The sequence below is a fragment of the uncultured Amnibacterium sp. genome (genome assembly GCF_964245895.1).
Taxonomy (GTDB): domain Bacteria; phylum Actinomycetota; class Actinomycetes; order Actinomycetales; family Microbacteriaceae; genus Amnibacterium.
Genome location: NZ_CAXTOQ010000006.1, coordinates 14883 through 37664, shown reverse-complemented (window position 1 = coordinate 37664; position 22782 = coordinate 14883). Strand labels below are relative to the sequence as shown.

General features: G+C 73.7%; 22 protein-coding genes. 7 read left to right on the top strand and 15 right to left on the bottom strand.

What is annotated here, in order from left to right:
• Window positions 1–449: 449 nt before the first annotated feature.
• Window positions 450–647, bottom strand: a complete 198-nt coding sequence (locus tag ACFE60_RS02075) for a hypothetical protein (protein ID WP_375387179.1) — start codon at window positions 645–647, stop codon at window positions 450–452.
• Between the two features lie 128 nt (window positions 648–775).
• On the opposite strand from ACFE60_RS02075, the gene ACFE60_RS02070 reads away from it, so the two are divergent.
• The gene (locus ACFE60_RS02070; RefSeq protein ID WP_375387178.1) at window positions 776–1309 is read left to right on the top strand and encodes a GNAT family N-acetyltransferase; all 534 of its coding nucleotides are present in this window, start codon (window positions 776–778) and stop codon (window positions 1307–1309) included.
• 78 nt (window positions 1310–1387) lie between these two features.
• Complete coding sequence (locus tag ACFE60_RS02065; RefSeq protein ID WP_375387177.1) at window positions 1388–1657, top strand: hypothetical protein; 270 nt, start codon at window positions 1388–1390, stop codon at window positions 1655–1657.
• Window positions 1658–1710: 53 nt separating this feature from the next.
• On the opposite strand, the gene ACFE60_RS02060 is transcribed toward ACFE60_RS02065, so the two are convergent.
• Genes ACFE60_RS02060 through ACFE60_RS02050 form a run of 3 tightly spaced genes read right to left on the bottom strand, consistent with a single transcriptional unit; the run spans window position 1711 to window position 5634 of the window.
• A complete protein-coding gene (locus ACFE60_RS02060) occupies window positions 1711–3177 on the bottom strand; it encodes an MFS transporter (RefSeq protein WP_375387176.1) in 1467 nt (488 codons plus the stop codon).
• A 7-nt stretch (window positions 3178–3184) separates the two neighbouring features.
• Entirely contained in the window at window positions 3185–3709 is a 525-nt protein-coding gene (locus ACFE60_RS02055; protein WP_375387175.1) for a GNAT family N-acetyltransferase, read from the bottom strand.
• On the bottom strand, window positions 3709–5634 hold the full coding sequence (locus tag ACFE60_RS02050) for an FAD/NAD(P)-binding protein (protein ID WP_375387174.1): 1926 nt from the start codon (window positions 5632–5634) through the stop codon (window positions 3709–3711). The genes ACFE60_RS02055 and ACFE60_RS02050 overlap by 1 nt, the downstream gene beginning before the upstream one ends.
• 145 nt (window positions 5635–5779) lie before the next feature.
• Between ACFE60_RS02050 and ACFE60_RS02045 the strand changes: the two genes are divergently transcribed.
• From ACFE60_RS02045 to ACFE60_RS02030, 4 genes are all read left to right on the top strand, one after another.
• Window positions 5780–6676 (top strand): amino acid ABC transporter permease, encoded by an 897-nt coding sequence (locus ACFE60_RS02045; protein ID WP_375387173.1) that lies wholly within the window; start codon window positions 5780–5782, stop codon window positions 6674–6676.
• The gene (locus ACFE60_RS02040) at window positions 6673–7455 is read left to right on the top strand and encodes an amino acid ABC transporter ATP-binding protein (RefSeq protein WP_375387172.1); all 783 of its coding nucleotides are present in this window, start codon (window positions 6673–6675) and stop codon (window positions 7453–7455) included. The genes ACFE60_RS02045 and ACFE60_RS02040 overlap by 4 nt, the downstream gene beginning before the upstream one ends.
• A 51-nt stretch (window positions 7456–7506) precedes the next feature.
• Window positions 7507–8529 (top strand): transporter substrate-binding domain-containing protein, encoded by a 1023-nt coding sequence (locus tag ACFE60_RS02035; protein ID WP_375387171.1) that lies wholly within the window; start codon window positions 7507–7509, stop codon window positions 8527–8529.
• 106 nt (window positions 8530–8635) lie between these two features.
• Window positions 8636–9988, top strand: a complete 1353-nt coding sequence (locus ACFE60_RS02030; protein WP_375387170.1) for a PLP-dependent cysteine synthase family protein — start codon at window positions 8636–8638, stop codon at window positions 9986–9988.
• Between the two features lie 120 nt (window positions 9989–10108).
• Here the strand turns inward: ACFE60_RS02030 and ACFE60_RS02025 are convergent, their stop codons facing one another.
• The 11 genes from ACFE60_RS02025 to ACFE60_RS01975 form a co-directional block, all read right to left on the bottom strand.
• Window positions 10109–11452: an NtaA/DmoA family FMN-dependent monooxygenase gene (locus ACFE60_RS02025; RefSeq protein WP_375387169.1), complete on the bottom strand. Its 1344-nt coding sequence runs from the start codon at window positions 11450–11452 to the stop codon at window positions 10109–10111.
• A complete protein-coding gene (locus tag ACFE60_RS02020; protein WP_375387168.1) occupies window positions 11449–12675 on the bottom strand; it encodes an LLM class flavin-dependent oxidoreductase in 1227 nt (408 codons plus the stop codon). The genes ACFE60_RS02025 and ACFE60_RS02020 overlap by 4 nt, the downstream gene beginning before the upstream one ends.
• The gene (locus ACFE60_RS02015; protein ID WP_375387167.1) at window positions 12672–14039 is read right to left on the bottom strand and encodes an LLM class flavin-dependent oxidoreductase; all 1368 of its coding nucleotides are present in this window, start codon (window positions 14037–14039) and stop codon (window positions 12672–12674) included. Before ACFE60_RS02015 ends, ACFE60_RS02020 begins: the two co-directional genes overlap by 4 nt.
• Window positions 14036–15100, bottom strand: a complete 1065-nt coding sequence (locus ACFE60_RS02010; RefSeq protein WP_375387166.1) for an LLM class flavin-dependent oxidoreductase — start codon at window positions 15098–15100, stop codon at window positions 14036–14038. The genes ACFE60_RS02015 and ACFE60_RS02010 overlap by 4 nt, the downstream gene beginning before the upstream one ends.
• Window positions 15097–15891 carry a DUF1684 domain-containing protein gene (locus ACFE60_RS02005; RefSeq protein ID WP_375387165.1) on the bottom strand — a complete coding sequence of 265 codons (795 nt, stop codon included), beginning with the start codon at window positions 15889–15891 and terminating at the stop codon, window positions 15097–15099. The genes ACFE60_RS02010 and ACFE60_RS02005 overlap by 4 nt, the downstream gene beginning before the upstream one ends.
• A 77-nt stretch (window positions 15892–15968) precedes the next feature.
• A complete protein-coding gene (locus ACFE60_RS02000; RefSeq protein ID WP_375387164.1) occupies window positions 15969–16985 on the bottom strand; it encodes an LLM class flavin-dependent oxidoreductase in 1017 nt (338 codons plus the stop codon).
• 28 nt (window positions 16986–17013) lie between these two features.
• Window positions 17014–18303 carry a M20/M25/M40 family metallo-hydrolase gene (locus ACFE60_RS01995; RefSeq protein WP_375387163.1) on the bottom strand — a complete coding sequence of 430 codons (1290 nt, stop codon included), beginning with the start codon at window positions 18301–18303 and terminating at the stop codon, window positions 17014–17016.
• A complete protein-coding gene (locus tag ACFE60_RS01990; protein ID WP_375387162.1) occupies window positions 18281–19585 on the bottom strand; it encodes an amidohydrolase in 1305 nt (434 codons plus the stop codon). Before ACFE60_RS01990 ends, ACFE60_RS01995 begins: the two co-directional genes overlap by 23 nt.
• Complete coding sequence (locus ACFE60_RS01985; RefSeq protein ID WP_375387161.1) at window positions 19582–20700, bottom strand: LLM class flavin-dependent oxidoreductase; 1119 nt, start codon at window positions 20698–20700, stop codon at window positions 19582–19584. Before ACFE60_RS01985 ends, ACFE60_RS01990 begins: the two co-directional genes overlap by 4 nt.
• Before the next feature lie 95 nt (window positions 20701–20795).
• Complete coding sequence (locus ACFE60_RS01980) at window positions 20796–20954, bottom strand: hypothetical protein (RefSeq protein ID WP_375387160.1); 159 nt, start codon at window positions 20952–20954, stop codon at window positions 20796–20798.
• Between the two features lie 155 nt (window positions 20955–21109).
• On the bottom strand, window positions 21110–22387 hold the full coding sequence (locus ACFE60_RS01975) for a M20/M25/M40 family metallo-hydrolase (RefSeq protein ID WP_375387159.1): 1278 nt from the start codon (window positions 22385–22387) through the stop codon (window positions 21110–21112).
• 167 nt (window positions 22388–22554) lie between these two features.
• On the opposite strand from ACFE60_RS01975, the gene ACFE60_RS01970 reads away from it, so the two are divergent.
• On the top strand, window positions 22555–22779 hold the full coding sequence (locus tag ACFE60_RS01970) for a hypothetical protein (RefSeq protein WP_375387158.1): 225 nt from the start codon (window positions 22555–22557) through the stop codon (window positions 22777–22779).
• The last annotated feature ends 3 nt before the right edge of the window (window positions 22780–22782 follow it).

Below are 22782 nucleotides of genomic sequence, written 5' to 3'. Positions count from 1 at the left end.
GCTCAGGTGCTCAGGTGCTCAGGTGCTCAGGTGCTCAGGTGCTCAGGTGCTCAGGTGCTCAGGATCTCACGTCCCCGGGCGGCTGACATCCCCTCCGTGTTCGCGTCGTTTCCGCGTGCGCATCGTTGCGCGAGCCCGAGGAGCGCACGCGGGCGTCGTGGACTGGGCCCGGTCGACGATCCTGTTCCGTCGGGCGTCGCGCGTGAGGTCTCTCGCCGCGGATGGTGCGGGAGGTACGTCGGCGGCAGCAGTCCGGCCGGGACCACCAGGAGGCCCGCCTGCGGATACGGGTGCGCTCCGCGCGGACGCCGCCCGTCAGGGCCTCCCACCGTCTCCGGCGCGTCACCGGCCGAGCGCGGTCGGCGCGGATCCGAGGCTCGTCGCATCGACGCACGGTCGGCCGAGACGGCGCGACCACGCGTCGGACCACGCTGCGCGTCGCCCCTGCGTCAGCGCGTGCCGAGCAGCAGGAGCGCTCGCGCCTCGGTGTCCCACCAGTACTCGGCGCCGGCGGCGATCTCCTGCACGTGAGCCGCGCACAGCATCGTCGCGATCCCGACCGCCCACTCGTCACCGCCGTAGGTGAACGGGAGGAACCCGTCCTCCCCGCAGTGCAGGACCGCGCACGTCGAGTCGTCCGACGCCATGCGGGCACCGTACGCGGCGTCGCGCACCCCCCGCGCACGATCGTCGAAGATGTCCGACCATGACGTCGTGCGCACGCGAGCGTGGTCACGCACGTCCTACTGTCTCGGGGGTCGGAAGGGGCGCTGAGATGACCGAGCCCGTCAAGAGCAGGACCGATGTGCGCGACCGCACGTTCTCCTACGTCGCGCCCGGCGACGAACGCGCACGGTTCCTCTTCCACGACCTCGAGCGCGAGTACGACAGCCGGTACGCCGATCTGCTCGCCGAGCCCGCCACGACGGAGCTGAGTCGGTACCCCGACTCGCACTTCCTGCCGCCCGACGGCGCCTTCCTGCTGGTCGAGGAGCTCGGGGTCGTCGTCGCCGGCGGCGCGTTCATGCGGTACGACGAGCAGACCGCCGAGTTCAAGCGCATCTGGACGCATCCCGAGCACCGACGTCGTGGGCTGAGCCGAGTGGTCCTCGCAGAGCTCGAGGCGGAGGCGACGCGACGCGGGTACCGCCGCGTGTTCCTCACGACGGGACCACGGCAACCCGAGGCCCAGGCGTTGTACGCCGCCTCGGGCTACACGGTGCTCCCCCTCCTCCCGATCGCGGACGGCTTCCATGTGCACCCGTTCGAGAAGGATCTGCCGCTCGCGACGGAGCGTCGGGCGTCCTGACCGCGTCCCCGGACGAGCGGCCATCAGGCCCCCGACGGGTCCGCCCGGGTCGTTCCGGTCGACGACATCGGAGGACCCGTGTCGGGCGGGGCCTGGTTCGACGGTCGTCCGCGACCGCCGGCCGCGTCCCGCTGGAGGTGCTCGCTGCCGGAGGCGACCGACATCGCCTGGCTCGACTGCAGCGCGCTCGACCTGCCGACGGACCCGGCCGACTTCTTCTGCGAGTCCGCGGGCGTGATCCTCACCGCCGGCAGCCACTGTGGCGACGGGTTCGAGGGATTCGTCCTGCTCGTGTTCGCGACACCCGCCTTCACGCTGACGGACGGCGCCGCAGCACCCGCGCACTGAGCGGGCGCCCGGCTGCTCCAGCAGGCCCGTCCGAGGGCGGCGCGGGCGTCGGGTCAGGTGCCGGAGGCGGGGGACGCCGCAGGTGCGCCAGCGACGCCGCGTTCGACCGACGGATGCACGAGGGCTCGGCGTACCGCCTCCGCCGTCGCCACCGCGAGCAGGCCGGCGCACACGGCGAGCCCGCCACGGGTCCCCGCGACGTCGATGCCGTCCACGCCCCGAGTGAACGCGATCCCCGTCACCCACGCGACGCAGAACGTCGCCGACAGCCGCTGCGACAGCTGCAGGAACGACGCGCCGACGCCGGCCGCGCCCGCCGGCACCGCGGCGAGCGTGGTCGACCGCAGGATCGGCTCGAAGACGCCCGAGCAGAACCCGATCACCACCTGCACGACGAGGACCGTCACGACCACTGGTCCGGTGGACCAGCCCGCCGCCGCGACGAGCAGCATCCCGCCCGCCGTCTCGATCAGCAGGCAGACGGACTGGGTCCACCGCCCGGCGAGGTCGTGCGTCGCGAGGCTCAGCACCGAGCCCGCGAGCCGGGCGAGCGCGCCCGGCACCAGCACGAGGGCGACGACGGGCGCGGGCAGCTCGGTCGTCTCCAGCAGGAAGACCGTGAGGATCGCGCCCTGCGCGCTCGCGGCGCCGAACCACAGCAGCGCGCGCAGGTTGCCGGAGACGAAGCCGCCGGAGGTGACGAGCGCGGCGTCGAACAGCGGCCGGTGTCCTCGCCGGTGCTGCCGGAGCTCCCACACCAGCAGCAGGACGCCCGCGCCGAGCGCGGCGCCCCGGACAGCCCACCGCGCTGCCGCGGGGAGCGACCCGTCGACGACCGGCACGGTGAGCAGCAGCACGAGCAGCGCGGTGAGCAGCACACCGGGCAGGTCGAGCCGGACGCGCCCGGCCGGTCGCGGCCGTGCGCGCGGCGCGGACCGCAGCGCGAGCACCGCGGTCGCGACCACGAACGGCATCGCGACCGCGAGCAGCAGCCGCCACGCCTGCGGTCCCGGCACGACCTCGAGCAGCACGCCTGCGACGATCGGCCCCACCACGGCGGACGCCGACGCGGCGATCCCGTACACCGCGAGCGCCCGCACGCGGTCCCGCCCGAGGAAGCGGTCCTGGATGATCCCCAGCACCTGGGCGCTGATCAGCCCGGCGCCGAGCCCCTGCACCGCCCGGCCGGTGATCGCCCAGCCGATCGAGACGGAGGTGAGCGTCAGGAGCCCGCCGCCGAGGAACAGGGCGAGGCCGCCGACGAACAGCCCGGTGCGGCCGTGCGCGTCGCCGAGTCGCCCGCCCGGCACGAGGCCGATGCCGAACGCGAGCGAGTAGACCGCGAGGAACCACTGCACCGCCTCCGTCGGCGCACCGAACGCCGCGTCGAGCGACGGGACGGCGTAGACGATGACGAACTGGTCGACCAGCGTGGCGAACCCGGCGAGCGCGCAGGCGGCGAGCGCGAGCGATTCCGTTCTGAAGGAGATCTTCGACCTCGGACGCAGGATCTCCTTCAAAACGGGACTACGCGACGCGGTCGGCGGGCACGACCGGCCGGGTGAACGTGTAGACCGTGAAGTCGCGGCCGTCCTCCGACAGCCGCACGTCGCGATCCTCGATCCTGGTGAAGCCGAGGCCGCGGTAGAGGGCGTGGGCGCCCGTCATGTGCTGGCCGCTGTTGAGGGCGACCGTGTGCTGGCCGCGGTCGAGCGCGAGCCCGTAGGTGAAGCGGGTGAGCAGGGCGCCGATCCCGCGCCTCCTCGCCGTGGGGCTCACGGCCAGCAGCCGGAAGTACAGCTCGCCGTCGCGGACCCGGCCCCGCCCCTCCTCCCGTCCAGGCCGGAGGACGGAGGTGGTGCCGACCAGCACGCCGGTGCCGGTGTCCTCCGCGACCCACGGCTCGTAGTCGGCGGCACGCTGCTCGGGATGCCGCAGCGTGTGCGCGTACCCGGGATGGAGGGGGTAGTCGGCGGCGTAGGCGGCGTGCGTCAGCGCGCCGAGGTCGGGGTACTCGCGCGGCTCCGCGAGGCGGATGACGACGTCGGCCATCAGGCGGGCACCGCAGCGCGCAGCCGAACGAGATCGGCGAGGACGGAGCGGGCGACCGCATCGTTCTCGCGGAACGACACCGCATCGGTGCGCGGGCGGGCGAAGGCGCCGACGAACGGGGCGCTCGTGAACGCGCCGATCGCGTACCGCCGGTCGTGCGGGTTGCCGGTCGGGTCGACGACCCTCGCGTCGCCGCGTGCGACGACGAGGCGGCCCGAGTTGAACTCGCCGCTCGGATCCGCGAGCACCTGCTCGGCGCCCACCGCGGTCGCGACGAGGTCCCGAAGCGCCGCGTTCTCGCTGCGCGCCGCCTGCGACGGCGGCAGCCACGCGTCGACGAGGGCGCGCGCGACGACCTCCTCGTCCGTGTTCGCGCCGCGGGCGCGGAACACGCCGTCGACCTCGTCCGCCGCGACCGTCAGCCCGGAGCCGAGGAAGGTGACGACACCGGCGTCGGCGAGCGCCAGCAGCTCCTCCAGCCTCGGTCCCGGCGGGCCGCTCGCGATGAAGCTGAACGCGGGCAGCCACCAGCCCTCGAGGTCGCGCTCGCGCGACAGCACCGTCCACGGCGCGTGCTCGACGATGCCGACGAGCGCGAACAGCGCCTGCAGCAGGGCGACGAACAGCCCGAACGTGGGGCTGCCCTCCTGGTTCGTGCGCTGCCGCAGGTCCTCCTGCACGTAGGCGCGGACCGTCTCCTGCAGCGCCGCGACCGAGCCGGACGCCACCCCGTCGAGCGGAGCGAAGAACGTCGCGAGGTCGAGCCGGTCGCGCGGGTCGATCACGGTCTCGGCGACGAGCTCGCGCAGCGCGGCGCCGTCCGGGTCGAGCGGGGCGAACCGCTCGAGGAACGCGGCCCAGGAGGTGCGGACGCGGTCCGGGTGGCCGGTGAACAGCTCAGCGTAGTAGCCGTGCAGCATCTCCTTGGCGATCAGCGGCCACACGTCGTCGCGCAGATCCAGCTCGGGCCGGGCGGCGAGGCGCGCGGCCACCTCCGGGGTGAAGAACGCGGCGCCCGGCCGGTCCCCCTGCAGGGTCGCCGTGATCTTCGAGTGGTAGGGGACCCCGCGCCGCGACCCGATGAGGATCCGCGGCTCGCGGCCGGACGCGACGTACCGCGGCGCGCCGTCGTCCGCGGACTCGAACCGGCCGCCGCGCCCCTCTGTGAGCAGCACGATCAGGTCCGTCGCCGCCAGCCCCATCCCGCGCACGAGCAGCGGCTCGCCCGCCGCGATGCCGTCGAGGTCGGCGTCCGCGGTGAACGCCGGCGGGACGTAGGCGAGGCCGTGCCGCGTGGCGAACTCGGCGAGCGCCGCGGTCGATCCGTCCGGCTCGCTGCCGGCGTGCCCGAGCGCGTACAGGACGACGTCGGCGTCCAGCCGGGAGCCGGAGGCGAGGCGCAGGCGCTGCCGACCGTCCTCGAGGTCGTCGACGCCGAGCACCGTGTCCTGCCGCACGACGACCTCGACCTCCTCCGGCAGCCGCGCGACGGCACGGCGGAGCACCCAGTCGAGGTAGACGCTCTGCAGCCGTCGCGTCGGGAAGTCGCTGCCGCTGAGACGATGGATCTCCTCACGGACCGCGTCGTCCGGCACCACGATCCCGTCGATCGCGCCGTTGCGGACGCCCTCCGCCCACTCCACGAGGGACGGGCCGGGCGCGACGGGACCCTGGATGGTCGAGCGCTCGTCGGTGAACATCGTCACGTCGGCGGCGAGCGAGTTCAGCTTCAGCAGCGGCGACTGGTCGTAGCGCCAGATCCGGCCGCCACCCGGCGGGAACGGGTCGATCAGGTGGATCTCGACGGGCCCGGTCGCGTACGCGGGGAGGTTCTCGGCGAACCGCTCGAGCCAGCCGACGCCGCGTGGCCCGGCGCCGGCGACCGCCACGCGCACGACACCGCTCGCCTCCGGAACACCGCTCATCCGACGCATCGTCGCACCGGCGGACGAACGACCCCTCGCGTGTGTCGCGATGTTGCAGCCCCTCCGTCACACATGTCGCAGGGCGACGAAGTGTGACGGAGGCGGGGTTGTCGTCCCGCGATCAGCGCCCATACCGTTCCCGGCCATGACGAGCACCTCCTTGCCGCAGCCGGCGGCGACCGCCCGGCCCGCGGCGGTCCCCGACGACGTCGTCGGGCGGCGCGTGCGCTCCCTGCGGAAGCCGTGGCAGTGGGTGCTGACCGCCGTCGTGATCGTGCTGGTCCTGAACTTCGGGCAGACGCTCTTCACGAACCGCTCCTGGGAGTGGCCGAAGGTCGGCAAGTGGGTGCTCCACCCCGCGATCCTGCAGGGCGTGCTCGTCACGATCGAGGCGACCGCGATCGCGGCGGTCGCGAGCTTCGTCCTGGGCGTCCTCGTCGCCCTCGCGAGGCAGTCGAACAACGTGGTCCTGCGGAGCCTCGCCTGGTTCTACATCTGGGTGTTCCGGTCCGTGCCGCTGCTCGTGGTGCTGCTGTTCCTCTACAACCTCCCGAACCTCTACCCGGCGATCGGCATCGGCATCCCGTTCGGCCCGCAGCTGCAGGTGCCCACCACGTCGATCCTCGGCGACCTCGCGCTCGGCGCGCTCGGGTTGACGCTGTCGGAGACGGCGTACGCGGCGGAGGTGGTCCGCTCCGGGCTGCTCGCGGTCGACAACGGGCAGCACGAGGCGGCGAAGGCGCTCGGGATCCCCCGGTACCGGCAGCTGACGCGCATCGTGCTGCCGCAGGCGCTGCGCTCGATCGTGCCCTCGTACGTGAACCAGATCATCGGGCTGATCAAGTCGAGCTCGCTGCTGTTCTACGTCTCGCTGCTGGACCTGTTCGGGGTCGCCCAGAACCTCGCCTCCACCTACCCGACCGACATCATCCCGCTGCTCGTCGTCGCGACCATCTGGTACCTCGTGCTCACCAGCCTCATCTCGATCGTGCAGTTCTACGTCGAGCGGTACTACAACCGCGGACTGAAGGGCGCACGATGACCATCACCACGGACGCCGCCCCGCCGGCGATCGAGATCCGCAACGCCCACAAGTCGTTCGGCGACAAGCAGGTGCTGCGCGGCATCGACCTCACCATCGAGGCCGGCACCGTCACGGTGATCCTCGGCCCGTCCGGCTCGGGCAAGTCGACGCTGCTTCGCGCGATCAACCACCTCGAGAAGCTCGACGAGGGCTACGTGGCCGTCGACGGCGAGCTGATCGGCGTGCGCGTGCAGGGCGACCGGTTGAAGGAGCTGCACGAGCGCCAGATCCTGAGGCAGCGGTCCCGCATCGGGTTCGTGTTCCAGAACTTCAACCTGTTCCCGCACCTCACCGTGCTGGAGAACGTGGTGGAGGCGCCCGTGTCGCTCGGCCTCGCGAGCAAGGCGGCGGCCCGAGTCCGCGCGCTCGAGCTGCTCGACGAGGTCGACCTGCGCGACAAGGCCGACGAGTACCCCCGTCGTCTGTCCGGCGGCCAGCAGCAGCGGGTCGCGATCGCGCGCGCATTCGCGCTGGACCCCAGGCTCATCCTCTTCGACGAGCCCACCTCCGCGCTCGACCCCGAGCTGGTGGGCGAGGTGCTCCGCGTCATCAGGACCATCGCCGAGACGGGCCGCACGCTCGTCGTCGTCACCCACGAGATCGGGTTCGCCCGCGAGGTCGCCGACCGCATCCTCTTCATGAGCGACGGTGTCGTCGTCGAGGACGGTACGGCCCAGGACGTGCTGACGGATCCGCAGCACCAGCGGACGAAGGACTTCCTCAGCAAGGTCCTCTGAACCGCGCCCGGGCATCCGCCCACCCCTCGCACCACGAACAGGAGCACACGCATGCCTGCATCCATCACCCGCCTCCGACGGACCGGGGCCACCGCCTTGGTGGCCGGGGCCCTCGTCGCTGCGCTCGCCGCCTGCTCCGGCCAGGCCGCAGCGACGGACATCGCCGCGAAGGACTCCGGGAAGACGGCCGTCACCATCGGCGCGCAATCGAACGGAGCCGCGACCGAGACGACGATCGACGTCGAGGTCCAGAAGAAGATCCGCGACTCGCTGCCGAAGTCGGTGCTCGACTCGGGCGAGCTGACCATCGGCCTCGGCGCGCTGCCTGCCGGCTTCCCTCCGCTCGCGTTCACGGGTGAGGACCAGAAGACCCTCACCGGCGCGGAGCCCGATCTCGGGCGCCTCGTCGCCGCGACGCTCGGCCTCAAGCCGGTCGCGCAGAACGCGACCTGGGACAACCTGTTCGTCGGGATCGACAGCGGCAAGACCGACGTCGGGTTCTCGAACATCACCGACACCGAGCAGCGCAAGGAGAAGTACGACTTCGCGTCGTACCGCCAGGACAACCTCGCATTCGAGGTGCTGAAGTCGAGCACCTGGAGCTTCGACGACGACTACACGAACCTCGCGGGCCAGACGGTCGCGGTCGGCTCCGGCACGAACCAGGAGAAGATCCTGCTGGAGTGGCAGAAGAAGCTGAAGGCCGAGGGCAAGACGCTGACGATCAAGTACTACCCGGACCAGAACGGCGTGAACCTCGCGTTGAACTCCGGGAAGATCAGCGCCTACTTCGGCCCGAACCCGGGCGTCGCCTACCACGAGGCGCAGGACAAGGACTCGGCCAACCCGACCCGCACGGCCGGCACGTTCTCCGGTGCGGGCGCGACGCTGCAGGGCCTCATCGCGGCGACGGTGAAGAAGGACAGCGGCCTCGCTCAGCCGGTCGCCGACGCGATCAACTACCTGATCGACAACGGGCAGTACGCCGAGTGGCTGAACGCGTACAACCTCTCGAACGAGGCCGTCGACAAGGCCGAGGTGAACCCTCCGGGTCTCCCGCTCGACAACTCCTGACTCCTCCACGGATCGGGGGATCCGGTGGCGCGACGCGCCCCGGATCCCCTGCCGGCACCTCGTCGTATCTCGGTGCCCGTCCACCCGCAGCTGCAGCGGAGGCATGATGACCCGCTACGAATCGGTCGCTGAGGCCGTCGGCCACACCCCGATGATCCGCCTGACCAAGCACGGGCTGCGACCGCGGATCTCCGTCAAGCCCGAGTGGCTCAATCCCGCCGGCAGCGTGAAGGACCGTGCCGCGCTGTCGATGATCCGTGCCGCCGCGGCGGACGGGTCGCTGCCGCCCGGCGGGATCGTCGTCGAGACCACCTCCGGCAACACCGGGATCGGGCTCGCCGCCTTCGCCGCGCACCTCGGGTACCGGTCGGTCGTGTTCACGAGCTCCGCGATCTCGCAGGAGAAGCGGGACCTGCTCATCGCGCACGGCGCGGAGCTGCGGCTCGTCGACGTGTTCGTGCCGAAGTCGCACCCGGACAGCCTCGCCTCGGTCGCGCAGCGGTTCGTCGATGCGACGCCCGGCGCATGGCTGGCCGGCCAGTACGACAACCCGGCGAACCCCGGTGCGCACGTCGTGTCGACCGGCCCGGAGATCTGGGCCGACACCGACGGCGCCGTCACCCACTTCGTCGCGACCGTCGGCACCGGCGGCACGATCTCCGGCACCGGCCGCTTCCTGAAGGACGTCAGCGGCGGGCGGGTGCAGATCGTCGCGGCGGATCCCGCGACCTCCTCGTACTCCGGCGGCGACGGCAGCGCGAAGTACGTCGAGGGTGCCGGGCACGCGGTGCATCCGGAGGCGGAGGAGGACGTCTGGCCGAAGTCGCTCGACACGTCGGTGATCGACCGGTACGAGCAGGTCGACGACCGCGGCGCGATCGACGCGATCCACGACCTCGCCGCGTCGGAGGGGCTGCTCGCCGGCGGATCGGCGGGCGTCGCGCTCGCAGCCGGGTTCCGCGTCGCGGCCGAGCTGGGCGAGGACGACGACGTCGTGATCCTGCTGCCGGACTCGGGGCGGGCGTACCTGTCGACGTACTTCAACCCGGTCTGGCTGCGGGCGCATGGGTTCCGGGATGCGGAGGGTGCGGTCGCGCGGCAGGTCGCGGTGGTGGCGCGGACGGTCGATCCGCGCTGGTCGGTCCCGGAGGCGCTCGAGGGCGCGTCGGACAACGAGCCGCTGCTCGTCGCCTACGTCCGTTCGGCGGTGCCGCCGCACCCGTCGGAGGTGCTCGGCACGACCACCGTCTCCGCGCTGCGCGGTGCCGCGTCGGTGCGCGACGCGACGACCCCGGCACCATGGATCGGGGCGGGCCAGTCCCCCGAGGAGGCGCTCGAGGCCGCGGACCGCGCGCGCCCGGGCTGGACGACGGGCATCCTGGTCGACGACGGCCGCGTGACCGCCCTCGTCGAGCGCGCCGCTCTCACCGCCCCCGCGCCGCCCACCACTGCCGCGTGAGGCGCGCCGATGCCGGACCGACGTGTGGTCCCTCGTTCGACGACGCGCGCCGTCGGACCAGGGACCACACGCCGGTCCAGCGAGGACCGGGGACGACACGTACTGCCGCTGCGCTCCCGTTCACGACGGAAGGGGAGGGCGGACGCCCAGGAGGTCGCGGAGCGTCGCGCCCTCCGGGTACTCGGTGCGGTGGACGCCCCGGTCCTGCAGCTCCGGGATCACGCGGTCCGTGAACTCGTCGAGGCCCGTCGGGGTGAGGTGGCCGACGATCACGAAGCCGTCCGACGCCTCCTCCTGCACGTACCGGTCGATCTCGGCCGCGATCCAGGAGGGCGTGCCGACGAACGAGTGCCGCGAGGACACCTTGATGACCAGGTCGCGGATGCTCAGCCGCTCCGCCTCCGCCTGCTGGCGCCAGGCCTGTGCCACTGCGACGACGTCCCGCGCGTGCCGCACCCGGCCACGGGTCGGGTTCGCCGCCGGGTCCGGGTCGACGTCCGGCAGCGGCCCGTCCGGGTCGTACCCGGACAGGTCGGTGCCCCACACCTGCTCGAGGAACGCGATCGCGGTCTGCGGCGACACCTGCTGCCGCGCGACGTGCCGGCTCCGCTCCTCCGCCTCGGCCGGCGTGTCCCCGATCACGAACGACGCCGCGGGCAGGATCTTCAGGTCGTCCCGGTCGCGGCCCGCGGCCTCCACCCGCGCCTTCACGTCGGCGTAGAAGGCCTGCCCGCCCTCGAGGTCCGAGTGCAGCGAGAACACGACCTCGGCGTGCTCGGCCGCGAACCGCCGTCCGTCGGGCGAGTCGCCCGCCTGCACGATCACCGGCTGCACCTGCGGGCTGCGCGGCAGGGTGCCCACGCCGGACACCCTGAAATGCTTCCCGCGGTGCTCGACCGCGGTCAGCGCGCCGTCGGCGAGGAACCGCCCGGAGGCGCGGTCGGCGACGAGCGCGCCCAGCGCCCATCCCTCCCACAGGGCCCGCGCGACCGCGATGAACTCGCTCGCGCGCTCGTACCGGTCGGCGTGGTCGAGGTAGCCGCCGCGGCGGAAGTTCTCGCCCGTGAACGCGTCGGAGGTCGTGACGACGTTCCATCCGGCTCGCCCGTTCGACAGCAGGTCGATCGTCTGCAGCTGCCGCGCGAGCTCGTACGGCTCGTTGAACGTCGCGGACAGCGTGCCGACGAGGCCGATGTGCTCGGTCACCGCGGCGAGCGCCGCGAGGATCGCGACCGTGTTCGGCCGCCCCACGACGTCGAGGTCGTGGATGCGGCCGCGGTGCTCGCGCAGCCGCAGCCCCTCCGCGAGGAAGAGGGAGTCGAACAGCCCGCGCTCCGCGTTCCGCGCGAAGTGCTCGAACGACGCGAAGTCGATCTGGCTGCCGGAGGCCGGGTCGCTCCACACGGTCGTGCTGTTCACGCCGGGGAAGTGCGCCGCGAGGTGCACCTGCTTGCGGGCGGTCATCGGGCGGTCGTCTCCTCGGTCGCGGCGAACGGATCCCGCGCGGCGAACGCGGGCACATGGGTGAAGCGATTCGGTGCCGGGGGGAGCCCGAGCCGGCTCCGGAGGTCCGTCGCGCCGGTGGACGCCTCAAGCCCGAGCGCCGGCACGACACCGTCAGCGACCCGGTCGAGGTCGAGCGGGAGCCGGGCGGGCCGGAGGCGGAACCCCTCGATCCCGAGCTCGTGCCAGTGCTGGAGGCGCTCGGCGATCTCGTCGGCGGAGCCGGCGAGGAGCACCGCGTCGCTCTCGATCGGTCCGCCGGCCGCGTCGAGCCGGTCGAGCTCACCCGGCGCGTCCGTCACGAGCACGACCGCGTCCGCCCAGACCTGCAGCGGCGTGCCGGTGCGGTCGACGTCCCGCTCGGCGGCTCGGAGCTCGCCGAGGATCCTGATCACGTCCGCGTCGTCGTGCGGCGTGACGAACACGACGTCCCCCTGCGCCGCCGCGAGCAGGTAGGGCACCCGCTGGTGCGCGAGCAGGGTCACGACCGGCTGCCCCTGCGGCGGCCTCGGCACGATCGACGGCCCCTTCACCGAGAACCGGGACCCGACGAAGTCCGAATGGTGGAGGCGGTCCCGGTCGAGGTAGCGCCCGGTCGCGACGTCGCGGATCACCGCGTCGTCCTGCCAGGAGTCCCAGAGCCGCCGGAGCACCTCGATCGCGTCGGCGGCCTCGCCGAACCGGTCCGCGATGATCGCGGGCCCCTCCGGCGACGCGAGGTCCTCCGGCCGGAACGGCTCCGCCCACCGGCCGAGGTTCGCCGCCTCGTGCGGGCGGGCCGCGGCGACGGGCCGGACCCCCGCCCGGCCACGGCTCGCGAAGTCGAGCGTCGCGATCGCGGTCGCGACGTGGAACGGCTCGGTCAGCGCCGTCGAGACGGTCGGCACGAGCCCGATCCGGCTCGTGAGCGGCGCGATGAAGTCCGCGAGCAGCACCGCGTCGAACCGGCCGCGCACCCCCCGGGTCTCAGCCAGGTCGAGGCCGCCGAACGCGTCGGCGGTCTGCAGCCCGAACGTGTCCTCGATCGTGAGGAGGTCGATCCCGGCGTCCTCCGCCGTGCGCGCGAGCGCCACCCAGTAGCCGCCCGTGAACAGCCGATCGGGTGTCGCGGAGGGCTCCCGCCAGGCGCCCGGGTGCCAGCCGGCGTCCTTCAGCGCGATCCCGAGGCGCAGCGGCGCGGTCATCCGAACGCCTCCATCCGCTCCGGCACGCGCAGCGACACCGGCGGCCGCAGCCCGAGCAGGTCCCGGAGGGTCCGCCCCTCGTAGGACGTGCGGTAGATCCCGCGCTCCTGCAGCGCCGGGACCAGCCGGTTCACGATGTCGTCGAGGCCGGAGGGAACGAGCCACGGCGCGATGTTGAACCCGTCGAGCACGTGCTCCTGCGCGAGCGGCACGAGCTGGTCCGCGACCGAGTCGGCGGTCCCCGCGAAGCCCCGGCCGGAGCTCAGGTGGATGACGAGCTCTCGGATCGAGAACCCGCGCTCCTCGGAGAGCGCCCGCCACCTCCCTGCGGTCTCCGCGGCCTTCGCGGCGCGGAAGCCGGCACCCCGGGTGTCGCCGGTGATCTCCACGACCGGGTCGATGTCCGGCAGCGGCCCGTCCGGGTCGTACGCGGAGAGGTCGGTGCCCCACAGGGCTTCCAGGAAGGCGACCGCCGTCTGCGGCGTCACCTGGTGCTCCCGGACCCAGCGGACCTTGTCCGCGACCTCGGCCTCGGAGTCCGCGACGATGAACTCCTGCCCCGGGAAGATCTTCAGGTCGTCCGCCGGCCGACCCGCGGCGACCGTACGGGCGCGGATGTCCTCCGCGAACGCCTTCGCGGCGTCGAAGGTGCCGTGCGCGGAGAAGATCACCTCCGCGTTGCGGGCGGCGAAGTCGCGCCCCTCCGAGGAGTCGCCCGCCTGGAACAGGATCGGGTGCTGCTGCGGGCTGCGCGGCAGAGCCCCGCGCCCCTCCACCGAGTAGTACTGCGTGTCGACGTGGAACGGCTCCCCGTCCCAGACCCGCTGCGCGATGTCGATCACCTGCGCCGCGTGCGTGTAGCGGTCGGCGTGGTCGAGGTAGCCGCCGCGGCGGAAGTTCTCCCCTGTCCAGGCGTTGTCGGTCGTCACGACGTTCCAGGCCGCGCGGCCGCCGGAGAGCACGTCGAGGCTCTGCAGCCGGTGCGCCAGGTCGACCGGATCGTTGTAGGTCGCGTTCTGCGTCGCGACGAGCCCGATGCGGTCGGTGACCGCGGCGAGCGCCGCGAGCTGCATGATCGCGTCGGGCCGTCCGGCGACGTCGAGGTCGTGGATGCGCCCGAGGTGCTCGCGGAGGCGCAGCCCCTCCCCCAGGAAGAACGCCGTGAACAGGCCGCGCTCCGCGGTCTGCGCGACGCGGCGGAAGCTCTCGAAGTCGGTCTGCGACCCGCTGGCCGGATCGGACCAGACGGTGGAGAAGTTGACGCCTTGGAAGAAGACGCCGAACTGGATCGTCCCGTCCCCGGTGGTCCGACTCGGGCTTCGGTCCTGCCGGGGCGCCGGCTGGTCATCACGGAAGAAGCTCATCGTGCGTGCTCCAGGAATCGGTTCACAGGGTGCGGCAGGCCCCAGGTGCGCCGCGCGGTGTCGCCCACCCGCGGTGCGACCGAGAGGCCGCCTGCGCGGAGGGCGGGGAGGACGACCCGGCCGAGCTCGTCGAGATCGACCGTGCCGTCGGCAGGCACGAACCGCACGCCGTCGACGTCGACCGCGAGCCGCCCGAGCAGCGCGAGCAGGCTCTCCGCGTCGCCGACGTACCGGACGCCGGTGCGGCTCCACGCCGCGATCGCGTCGAGCCGTTCGAGCCGATCCGCCGCGGGCAGCCCGGCCGAGTCGAGCACCACCTCGAGCCGGAGGAGCACCCGGGCGACCGGATGCGCGTCCCGCGCCGCCGCAGCGGCTGCCGGGACCGCGTCGAGGTCGCGCACCTGGAGCAGCACCGCGTCGACCTCAGCGCGGGTGCCGGCAGCACCGATCGTGATCGGCTGGCCCTGCGTCGGCCGAGGGACGATCGCCGGCCCTTTCACGGAGAACCGCGCGCCCCGGAAGTCGGCGTAGTGCAGCTTCGCCCGATCGAGGTACCGACCGGAGGGCACGTGCCGGATGACCGCGTCGTCCTCCCACGAGTCCCAGAGCCGCCGGACCGCCTCCACCACGTCGACGAGTTCGGCGTCCGCGTCGTCGAGCGGGGTGCGGCCGTACCGCGCGGCGATCGCCGGATCACGGTCGGCGACGGCGATCCAGCCTCCGCGGCCTGCGGAGGCGATGTCGAGGCTCGCGAGCTGCGTCGCGACGTGGAACGGCTCGTTGTAGACCGCGTGGACGACCGGGATCAGGCCGATCGCGCCGGTGAGCGGCGCCGCGAACGCCGCCCTGAGCAGCCCCTCCGGCCGCCCGCCCGCACCGCCGGGTGCGGCGTCCGGCAGCGGGTGGTCGTCGAGCACGGCGGCGGTGAAGCCGGCGCGCTCCGCGGCGCGGACGCCGTCGGCGACCGCGCGGGCGGATCGTGCCGGATCCCATTCGACCCACAGCGCGGGATGCGCTCCGGGGCCGTCGACGTCGACCAGGGTCAGGAGCGGCGCGGTCACGGCAGCAGCTCCCCCGCCTCGATCGCGATCGGCAACCGGTTCTCCGCGGGCGGGAGCGGGCACGTCGCGAACGCGGTGTACGCGCATGGGAGGTTCACGGCCCGGTTGAAGTCGACGACCACGCGACCGTCCGCCTCCGGGCCGGGGATCGAGAGGGATCGGTTCGCGGGGTAGGTGGTGACGCCGCTCGTCGCGTCGGTGAACAGCGCGAAGAAGCCGTCGCCTGCACCGAACACCGTGAGGCGGTGCTCGGTGCCGTCGAGTTCGAGCACGATCTGCCCGGGTGCGTCGTACACGTGCTCGAGGCCCGGCGCGACCGACCCCACCGTCGTCGGCCGCGGCACGTCGAACGGCTCGTACCGCGCGTCGACCGCCCAGCGCTCGTCCGCCGGGTAGGCGTCGGTGCCGTCGTAGCCCCGCGCAGCGAGGTGCGCCGGGTCGCGCGGGCGGACGATGTCGGTGCCGCCGCGGCGAGCGACCTCCACCTCCACGTCGCCGTGCCGGAGGAGGATCCCGTCCCGCTCGGCGATCCGCCCGAGCACGACCCGTGCGGTCAGCGGCTCGGCGTCGCGGGTCAGCGACTCCCCCGCGGCGAGCTCGACGACGACGCCGTCGGGGCCCGACGACCAGCTGCCGGGGATGCCCTCGATGCGCTGCGACTCCGGCGTGAGCCGGTGCAGCCCGGTGACGGCGAGGAATCCGTGCGGGTCGGCGCGGCGGGCTTCGTGGTCGGCGTGCCAGGCCTCCCATGCCGCGGCGAACGCGGTCGGGGCCTCCGTCGTGATGGTCATGATCGGACTGTAGGCAGCCCCTCCAGGAGGCGGCTCCGCGCCGGTCGCGTGACGTAACGGGTGCACGTCACGCAGCGTCACGAGACGGCGGCGAGGGACCTGCGCCAGCCGAGGTGCGGCGCGACGCCGGCCGCGAAGTCGGTCAGGATCTGCCGGTAGTCGGCGCCGGTGAGCTCGTACGGCAGCTCGAGCCGCAGCTCCGTCACCTCGTCGAGGATCGGGTCCGCGGCGAGCGCCTCCAGGATCTGCTCGCTCGTCCCGATCAGGTCGCGGGCGAACCGGGTGCCCTTCGGGCCGTGCTCGCTCGTCGTCCGCTCGAGGCGCGCGGCGCCGTACGCCCGGTAGCGCTCGCGGGTCGCCGCGTCCGCAGAGTCGGTCGGGACGATCACCCGGCCGAGCGCGATCCTCCCGGCGCCTCCCGATCCCCGATAGACGTCGATCAGCGTGCGCTGCGCGGCCGCGAAGTCGCGCTCTCCCGGCACGGAGACGATGTTGCCGGTGAGCAGGTGGAGGCCCCGTTCGCCGGCGCTGCGAACGGAGTCGAGGCTGACGCCGCCGTACCAGACCCGCTCCGCGAGCCCGGCGCTGTGCGGCTGGAGACGCGGCCGCTGGACGTTGCCGGGCGACACGATCCTGGTCTCCTCGTCGCCGAGGAACTCGCTCCGGAGGTGCTGCACGAGGCGGTCGACCCGCCCGAAAGAGACGTCCTGGTCGCCGAGCCCGTGCTCGAACACGAGGTCGCCGAGCAGCTCCCGGTGCGGCGGTGTGCCCGCGCTCACCCCGATCTGGACGCGGCCCCCGCTCAGCACGTCGACGGTCGCGAGGTCCTCCGCGAGGCGGAACGGGCTCTCGTAGCCGAGCGGGATCACCGCGGTCCCGAGCTCGATGCGGTGCGTCCGCTGCGTCGCCGCAGCGAGGAAGACGGCCGCCGAGGAGACGCCGTGCTCGAGGTGCCGCTGCCGCACCCAGGCGCCGTCGAAGCCGAGCCGCTCCCCGAACGCGAACAGGTCGAGCGTCTCCTCGAGCCCTTCGAGGGGCGCGTCGTCCGGGTAGTTGCCCGGGCTGAGGAACGCGATGGAGGTGATCTGCGGCACGGAGGGCTCCTTCGGTCGGGCGAGCGGATCAGGCGAGCAGGGTGCGCACGACGCGGTCGAGCGCGGCGACGGTGAGGGCGACGGACGCGACGTCGATCCGCTCGTCCGTCCCGTGCAGGAGGCGCCGGACCTCGGCGTGCGTCCAGCGCGCGGACAGCGCGGCGAAGCCGTAGGCGGGGACGCCGACGGCGCGGAAGAAGCGGCTGTCGGAGCCGCCGGGGGCGAGCACCGCGACCGCCTTCGCTCCGGGATGCGCTGCCTCGACCGCCTCGGCGAGCGCCCGGTAGACCGCGGTGTCGGTTGCGGAGCGGTTCGCGGGCCGGTCGACGAGGCGGCTCAGCTCGATCCGGTGGGCGAGGGGACCGAGCGCGGCGAGCAGGTGCGCGTCCACGTCCTCCGGCGTCACCCCCGGCAGGGTGCGGACGTCGACGTCGAGCGCCGAGGTGCCGGGGATGACGTTCACCGCGTCGCCAGCGCGCAGCACGGTCGGCGAGAACGTCGTGTGGGTGACCGCGTGCGCGAGACCGGCGAGCGGCCCGAGGTCTGCGAGCGCCGCGTCGAGCCGATCAGGGTCGATGAGCGCGGGATCGAGGCCGAGCGCGTCGACGTAGCGCGGCCACAGGTCGTCGATCACGGCGGGGCTCGGCGCGGCCGCGATCCGCCGCGCCGCCTCCGCCGCGGCCAGCAGGGCGTTGTCGGAGCCGAACGGGGTGGAGGCGTGCCCTGCACGGCCGTGCACGACGAGGCGCCGTGCGGCGCCGCCCTTCTCCCCCACCGTCACCGTGACGCCCCGGACGACGCCGTCGCGCACGAGGGGGACACCGCCGGTCTCGCTGAGCACCGCGGACGCGGCGACGAGATCGGGCCGGTGCTCGACCAGCCAGCCGGCACCGAGCCGCCCGCCGGACTCCTCGTCCGCGACCGCGGCGAGCACGAGGTCGCCCCGCAACCCGCCCTCCGCCGCGAACCGCTTCAGCACCACGGCGTACGCGGCGGTGAGGAACAGCATGTCGAGCGCGCCCCGCCCCCAGATCTCGCCATCGACCAGCTCGCCGCCGACCGGATCGTGCGCCCACCCGTCACCGACCGGCACGACGTCGATGTGCCCGAGCAGGAGGAGGGACGGCGCTTCCGGGCCCGTCCCGCGCACCCGTGCCACGAGGGAGGTGCGGCCGGGCTCGGGCTCGACCACCTCCTGCTCCCCCGCGTCGCCGAGGAACGCCTGCAGGGTCGCGACGTTCGCGCGCTCGTCACCGCCGTTCCGGATCAGCGCCCGCAGCAGCGCGACCGCGTCGTCAGTCGAAGTACCGCGCGACATCGGTGACCCCTCCCGCCGCGGCGAAGTCGGCGCGGACGTCAGCGAGCAGCGCCGGGTCCGCGAGCAGGTCGAGCGCGGTCGCGGCGAGCCCGTAGGCGCCGTCGAGCACCGCCCGGTCCCCTTCCGGCCCGCGAGCGAACGTGCCGAACTCGTCGGTGTGCAGCGCCACCTCGGGCGGCGCGACCGCGATCACCGGATGGATGCCCGGCACGCGGACGCTGACGTTGCCGAAGTCGGTCGACGCAGCGAGCTCGGCGGGCACGACCGCGCTCGTCAGCGCCTTCCGCCCGCGCTCGCCCTGGTGCACCGCCCAACGCGCGGACAGCGGTCCGTTGAACCGGATGGGCAGCGTGAACGGCTGCGGGTCCCACTCCAGCCGGACACCGGTGCCGGTCGCGAGCGCGACACCCGCCGAGACGTCTGCGAGCCTGCGGCTCAGTTCGAGCAGGGTGGCGGCGGCGGGCGAGCGGAGGTAGTACTCGAGGCTCGCCCGGTGCGGCACGATGCTCGGGCGGTCTCCGCCCCGGGTGACGATGCCGTGCACGCGGTCACCCGGGGGCAGGTGCTGCCGCAGGAGCGCGACCGCCTGGTAGTGCAGCGCGACGGCATCGAGCGCGTTGCGGCCCATGAACGGCGTCGCCGAGGCGTGCGCGGCCACGCCTTCGTAGTGCACCCGCAGGATCCGGCGGCCGATGAAGGAGTGGTCGACGGCGTCGTAGCCGAAGGGGTGCACCATGAGCGCGGCGTCGAGGCCGTCGAACGCGCCCTCCCTGGCGAGCAGCTCCTTGCCGCTGTGCCCCTCCTCCGCCGGGGTGCCGAGCAGCACGACCCTGCCGGGCGGCCGCTCGACGTCCGCGAGCGCGAGGAATGCGCCGACCGCGGCGGCGGCGATCACGTTGTGGCCGCAGCCGTGGCCGATCCCGGGCAGCGCGTCGTACTCCGCGAGCAGCGCGACGGTCGGCCCGTCGCCGTCGCCGATCGCGGCCAGCAGGGCGGTCGGCTGCCCGAACACCCCGACCTGCACCTCGATCCCGGCTGCGCGCACGAGGTCCGCGACCGCGGCGGCGCTCCGCACCTCCTGGAACGCTTCCTCCGGGTGGTCGAAGAGGTCGTGCGAGAGCGCGAGCAGCGTCGCAGCCCGCTGCTCCACCGCGGCCGCGACGGGGGCGGAATCCGCGCCCGCGTGCGGGGAGCTGACGGGCCCGGCGGCCGCGGCGAGGCGATCGGTGCGCGCCCGGAGCGCATCGAGGTAGGCGGTGCTCGGTCGCGTCGGCGACGTCATGCCGCACCCCACGCGTCGGCGAGCAGCCGGTACGATCCGACACGCGCGTCGTGGTCGTGCGCGATGGTCGTGACGAGCAGCTCGTCGGCACCGGTCGCGCGCTGGAGCGTCTCCAGCCGCTCGACCACCGTCGGAGGTGCACCGACGAAGCGGGTGGCGGTGCGGTCGCGCACGACCTCCTCCTCCGCGTCCGTCCAGGTCCTCGCCAGCGCGTCCTCGGGCCGCGGGTACGGGATCGCGCCGCCGCCGGCGCGGATGCTGAGCACCCATTCGGAGTACCCCGCCGCGATGCGCTCCGCCGCTGTACCGGTCCGGGCGACGAGCACGTCCGCCGACACGATCACGTACGGCTCCGGCACCTCCGGTGAGGGCACGAACGCGTCGCGGTAGGCCCGCACCGCCTCGATCACGAAGGCGGGGGCGACGTGGTAGTTCGCGCCGAAGCGCAGCCCGAGCGCGCCGGCGAGCCGGGCGGTCGGCCCGGCGCTGCTGCCGTGCAGCCAGACCTGGACCCCGCCGTGGTCGTGCGCGGGCGTCGCCGGGATCGCGATCCCCTCATCCGCGACGTAGTCGCCTCGCAGGAACGCGAGGATCGTGTCGACGACTTCGGGGAAGGCGTCCGCGTCCCCGTCCTCCCGGCCGAGCAGTCGCCGCTGCACGGCGAATCGGATCGCATCGACGTCCAGCAGGCGCGGCGCCGGCACCGCCAGGCCGTCCACGACGCGATCCGGGATCCCGGCCGGCGGCTTCGGGCCACCGGCGAGCCGGCTGCTCCCGGAACGGCCGATGCCGAGGTCGAAGCGGCCGCCGGACAGCGCGCCGAGCAGCCCCGTCTCCTCCGCGACCTGCAACGCCGAACGGTTGCCGACGATCGTCGCGGCAGTGCCGACGCGGATGCGACGGGTCGCGGCGAGGACCGCGGCGGCGAGCACGTGGGGGGCCGCGCCCGCGATGCCGGGGTTCGCGTGGTGCTCCGCGAGCCAGTAGCGCGCGTAGCCGAACGACTCCGCCTCGCGAGCCAGATCGAGCGTGTGCGCGAGGCCGTCCCGCGGGCGCTCCCCGCTCCCGAACGGCGAGAGGTCGAGCACCGACAGCGGCGCACGTCGTCCTGCCATGGATCCGCCTTCCCGCGTCGCGGCGAGGCTAGACGCGCCCGAGATCCGTCTCGCGGCGCGCCGTCATCCCACGTCGCACATCGCGTCGCGACGCGTCACACGTCCGCGTGCAAGCCGGATCTGCGGTATGCGGAGAGGAGACGGGAGCGCTGAGTCTCCAGCTCCCCGCGAGCGCGGAGGAAGTCCGCACGGGCGGAGACGAGATCGTCGCGCGCCTGCAGCGGGTGGTCGTCGGAGAGGTCCGGGGCGGTCATGCGCACACCGTAGGAACCGCGTTCCGTAAGCGGAAGCATGTGACCGCAGGTTGCAGGCCGGCGCCGACGCCCGTGACGGCAGGATGCGGCCTGCGTCGATCCAGCGTCGTCGACGTGCGAGGCCGCGGGTCAGGCGTCGCGGAGGATCTGCGCCGTCACGCGGGCGCTGAATCGCTGCGACTCGACCGGAACGCGCTCGTCAACCGCGTGGAACAGGCCGTAGGCGTCGAAGTCCTCAGGGGTGCGGAGTGGGACGAAGCCGTAGCCCGCGATCCCGAGCCGGGCGAGGGTCTTGTTGTCGGTCGCGCCGGCAGCAGATAGGGCACGACGACGCCGTCAGGGTCCTCCGCGGCGATCGCGGCCTGCAGCACGTCGAGCAGCGGCGAGTCGACCGGCGACTCGATGGACCGGATCCAGCCGCGCGCCTCCCCCTCCACCCCGTCGCCCGCGAGCGCGAGCACCGCGTCGCGGGCCTCGTCATCGAGCCCCGGCAGGGAGCGGACGTCGACCTCGGCGGTCGCCTCGCCGGGGATCACGTTCGCCTTGAGCCCAGCGCGCACCACGGTCGCGGCCGCGCTGTGCCGCAGACCGAGCTCCGCCACGGTGGCGGCGCCGCCCAGCTCGGCCCGCACGGACGGCAGGTCCTCGGCCGTGATCGTGCGCCCGAGCAGGCGGGACACGTGCTCCGCGAACACCCGGGTCGTGGCCGTCGGGACGACGGGGAACCGGTGGCCCGCGACGGCAGCGATCGCCCTGGCGAGGCGCGGCACCGCCGCGTCGGGGCTCGGGTCGGAGGCGTGGCCCGCCCGCCCGCGGGCGGTGAACCGGATCGCGCCCGACCCCTTCTCGCCGGTCGCGACGAGGTAGGCGCGCCGGTCGCCGATCGTGGCGCTGAAGCCGCCGACCTCGCCGATCGCCTCCGTCGCGCCCGCCAGCCACTCGGGGCGGTGACGCCGCACCCATCCGGCGCCGTGCACGCCGCCCGCCTCCTCGTCGGAGAAGAACGCGAGGATCAGGTCCCTGCGGGGCACGACGCCCTCGCGGGCGAGCTCGCGCGCGACGGCGACCAGCACCGCCGCGTACCCCTTCATGTCGAGGGCGCCCCGGCCCCAGATCGCGCCGTCGTGGATCCCGCCCTCGAACGGCGGGTGCGTCCACCCCTCCTCGAGCACCGGCACCACGTCGACGTGCGCGTGCGCGACGAGCGCGCCGCGGGACCGGTCCGAGCCGGGGATGCGGACGACGAGGTTGCCGCGGCCGGGGACCGCCTCCCCAAACGCGGGGCGAAGCCCGACCTCCTCCAGGCGCTCCTGCACGAACCGGATCGCCCTGGTCTCCCCGTCGCCGATCGTCGCGGGGTCGCCGGTGTTCACCGTCGGGATGCGGATCAGCTCCTGCGCGAGGACCACCGCCTCGTCCTCGAGCACGCTCATGGCCCCAGCGAACCGGATCGGCGCTGCGGCGGTCGCCCGCGTTACCCGGCGTGACGCGCGGCATGCCGATGCCGCGGTTGGATGGGCTGCGACCTGTCGTTGCGCCCCGCGTCGTCACATCACGTCGGCGCGTTGTGCCCGGCACGGGGCGCGGCGATGCTTCCTCGATGACGACGACCTCGCTCCGCGACCGGCAGCGGCTGCAGGAGGAGCTGGAGCGGGTGCTCGAGGAGCGTCCGACCGGCAGGGACCTCGTCGACCTCGTGATCCGTGCGGGACGGCAGGCCCGGCCGCTGCCCGATCCGAACTCCGAGCTGCTCGGAGGCGTGCTGGAGGACGGCAGGCGGGTGCCGATCGAGATCCGCAGGGCTTCGCGGCGCAGACGGGGCTGAGAC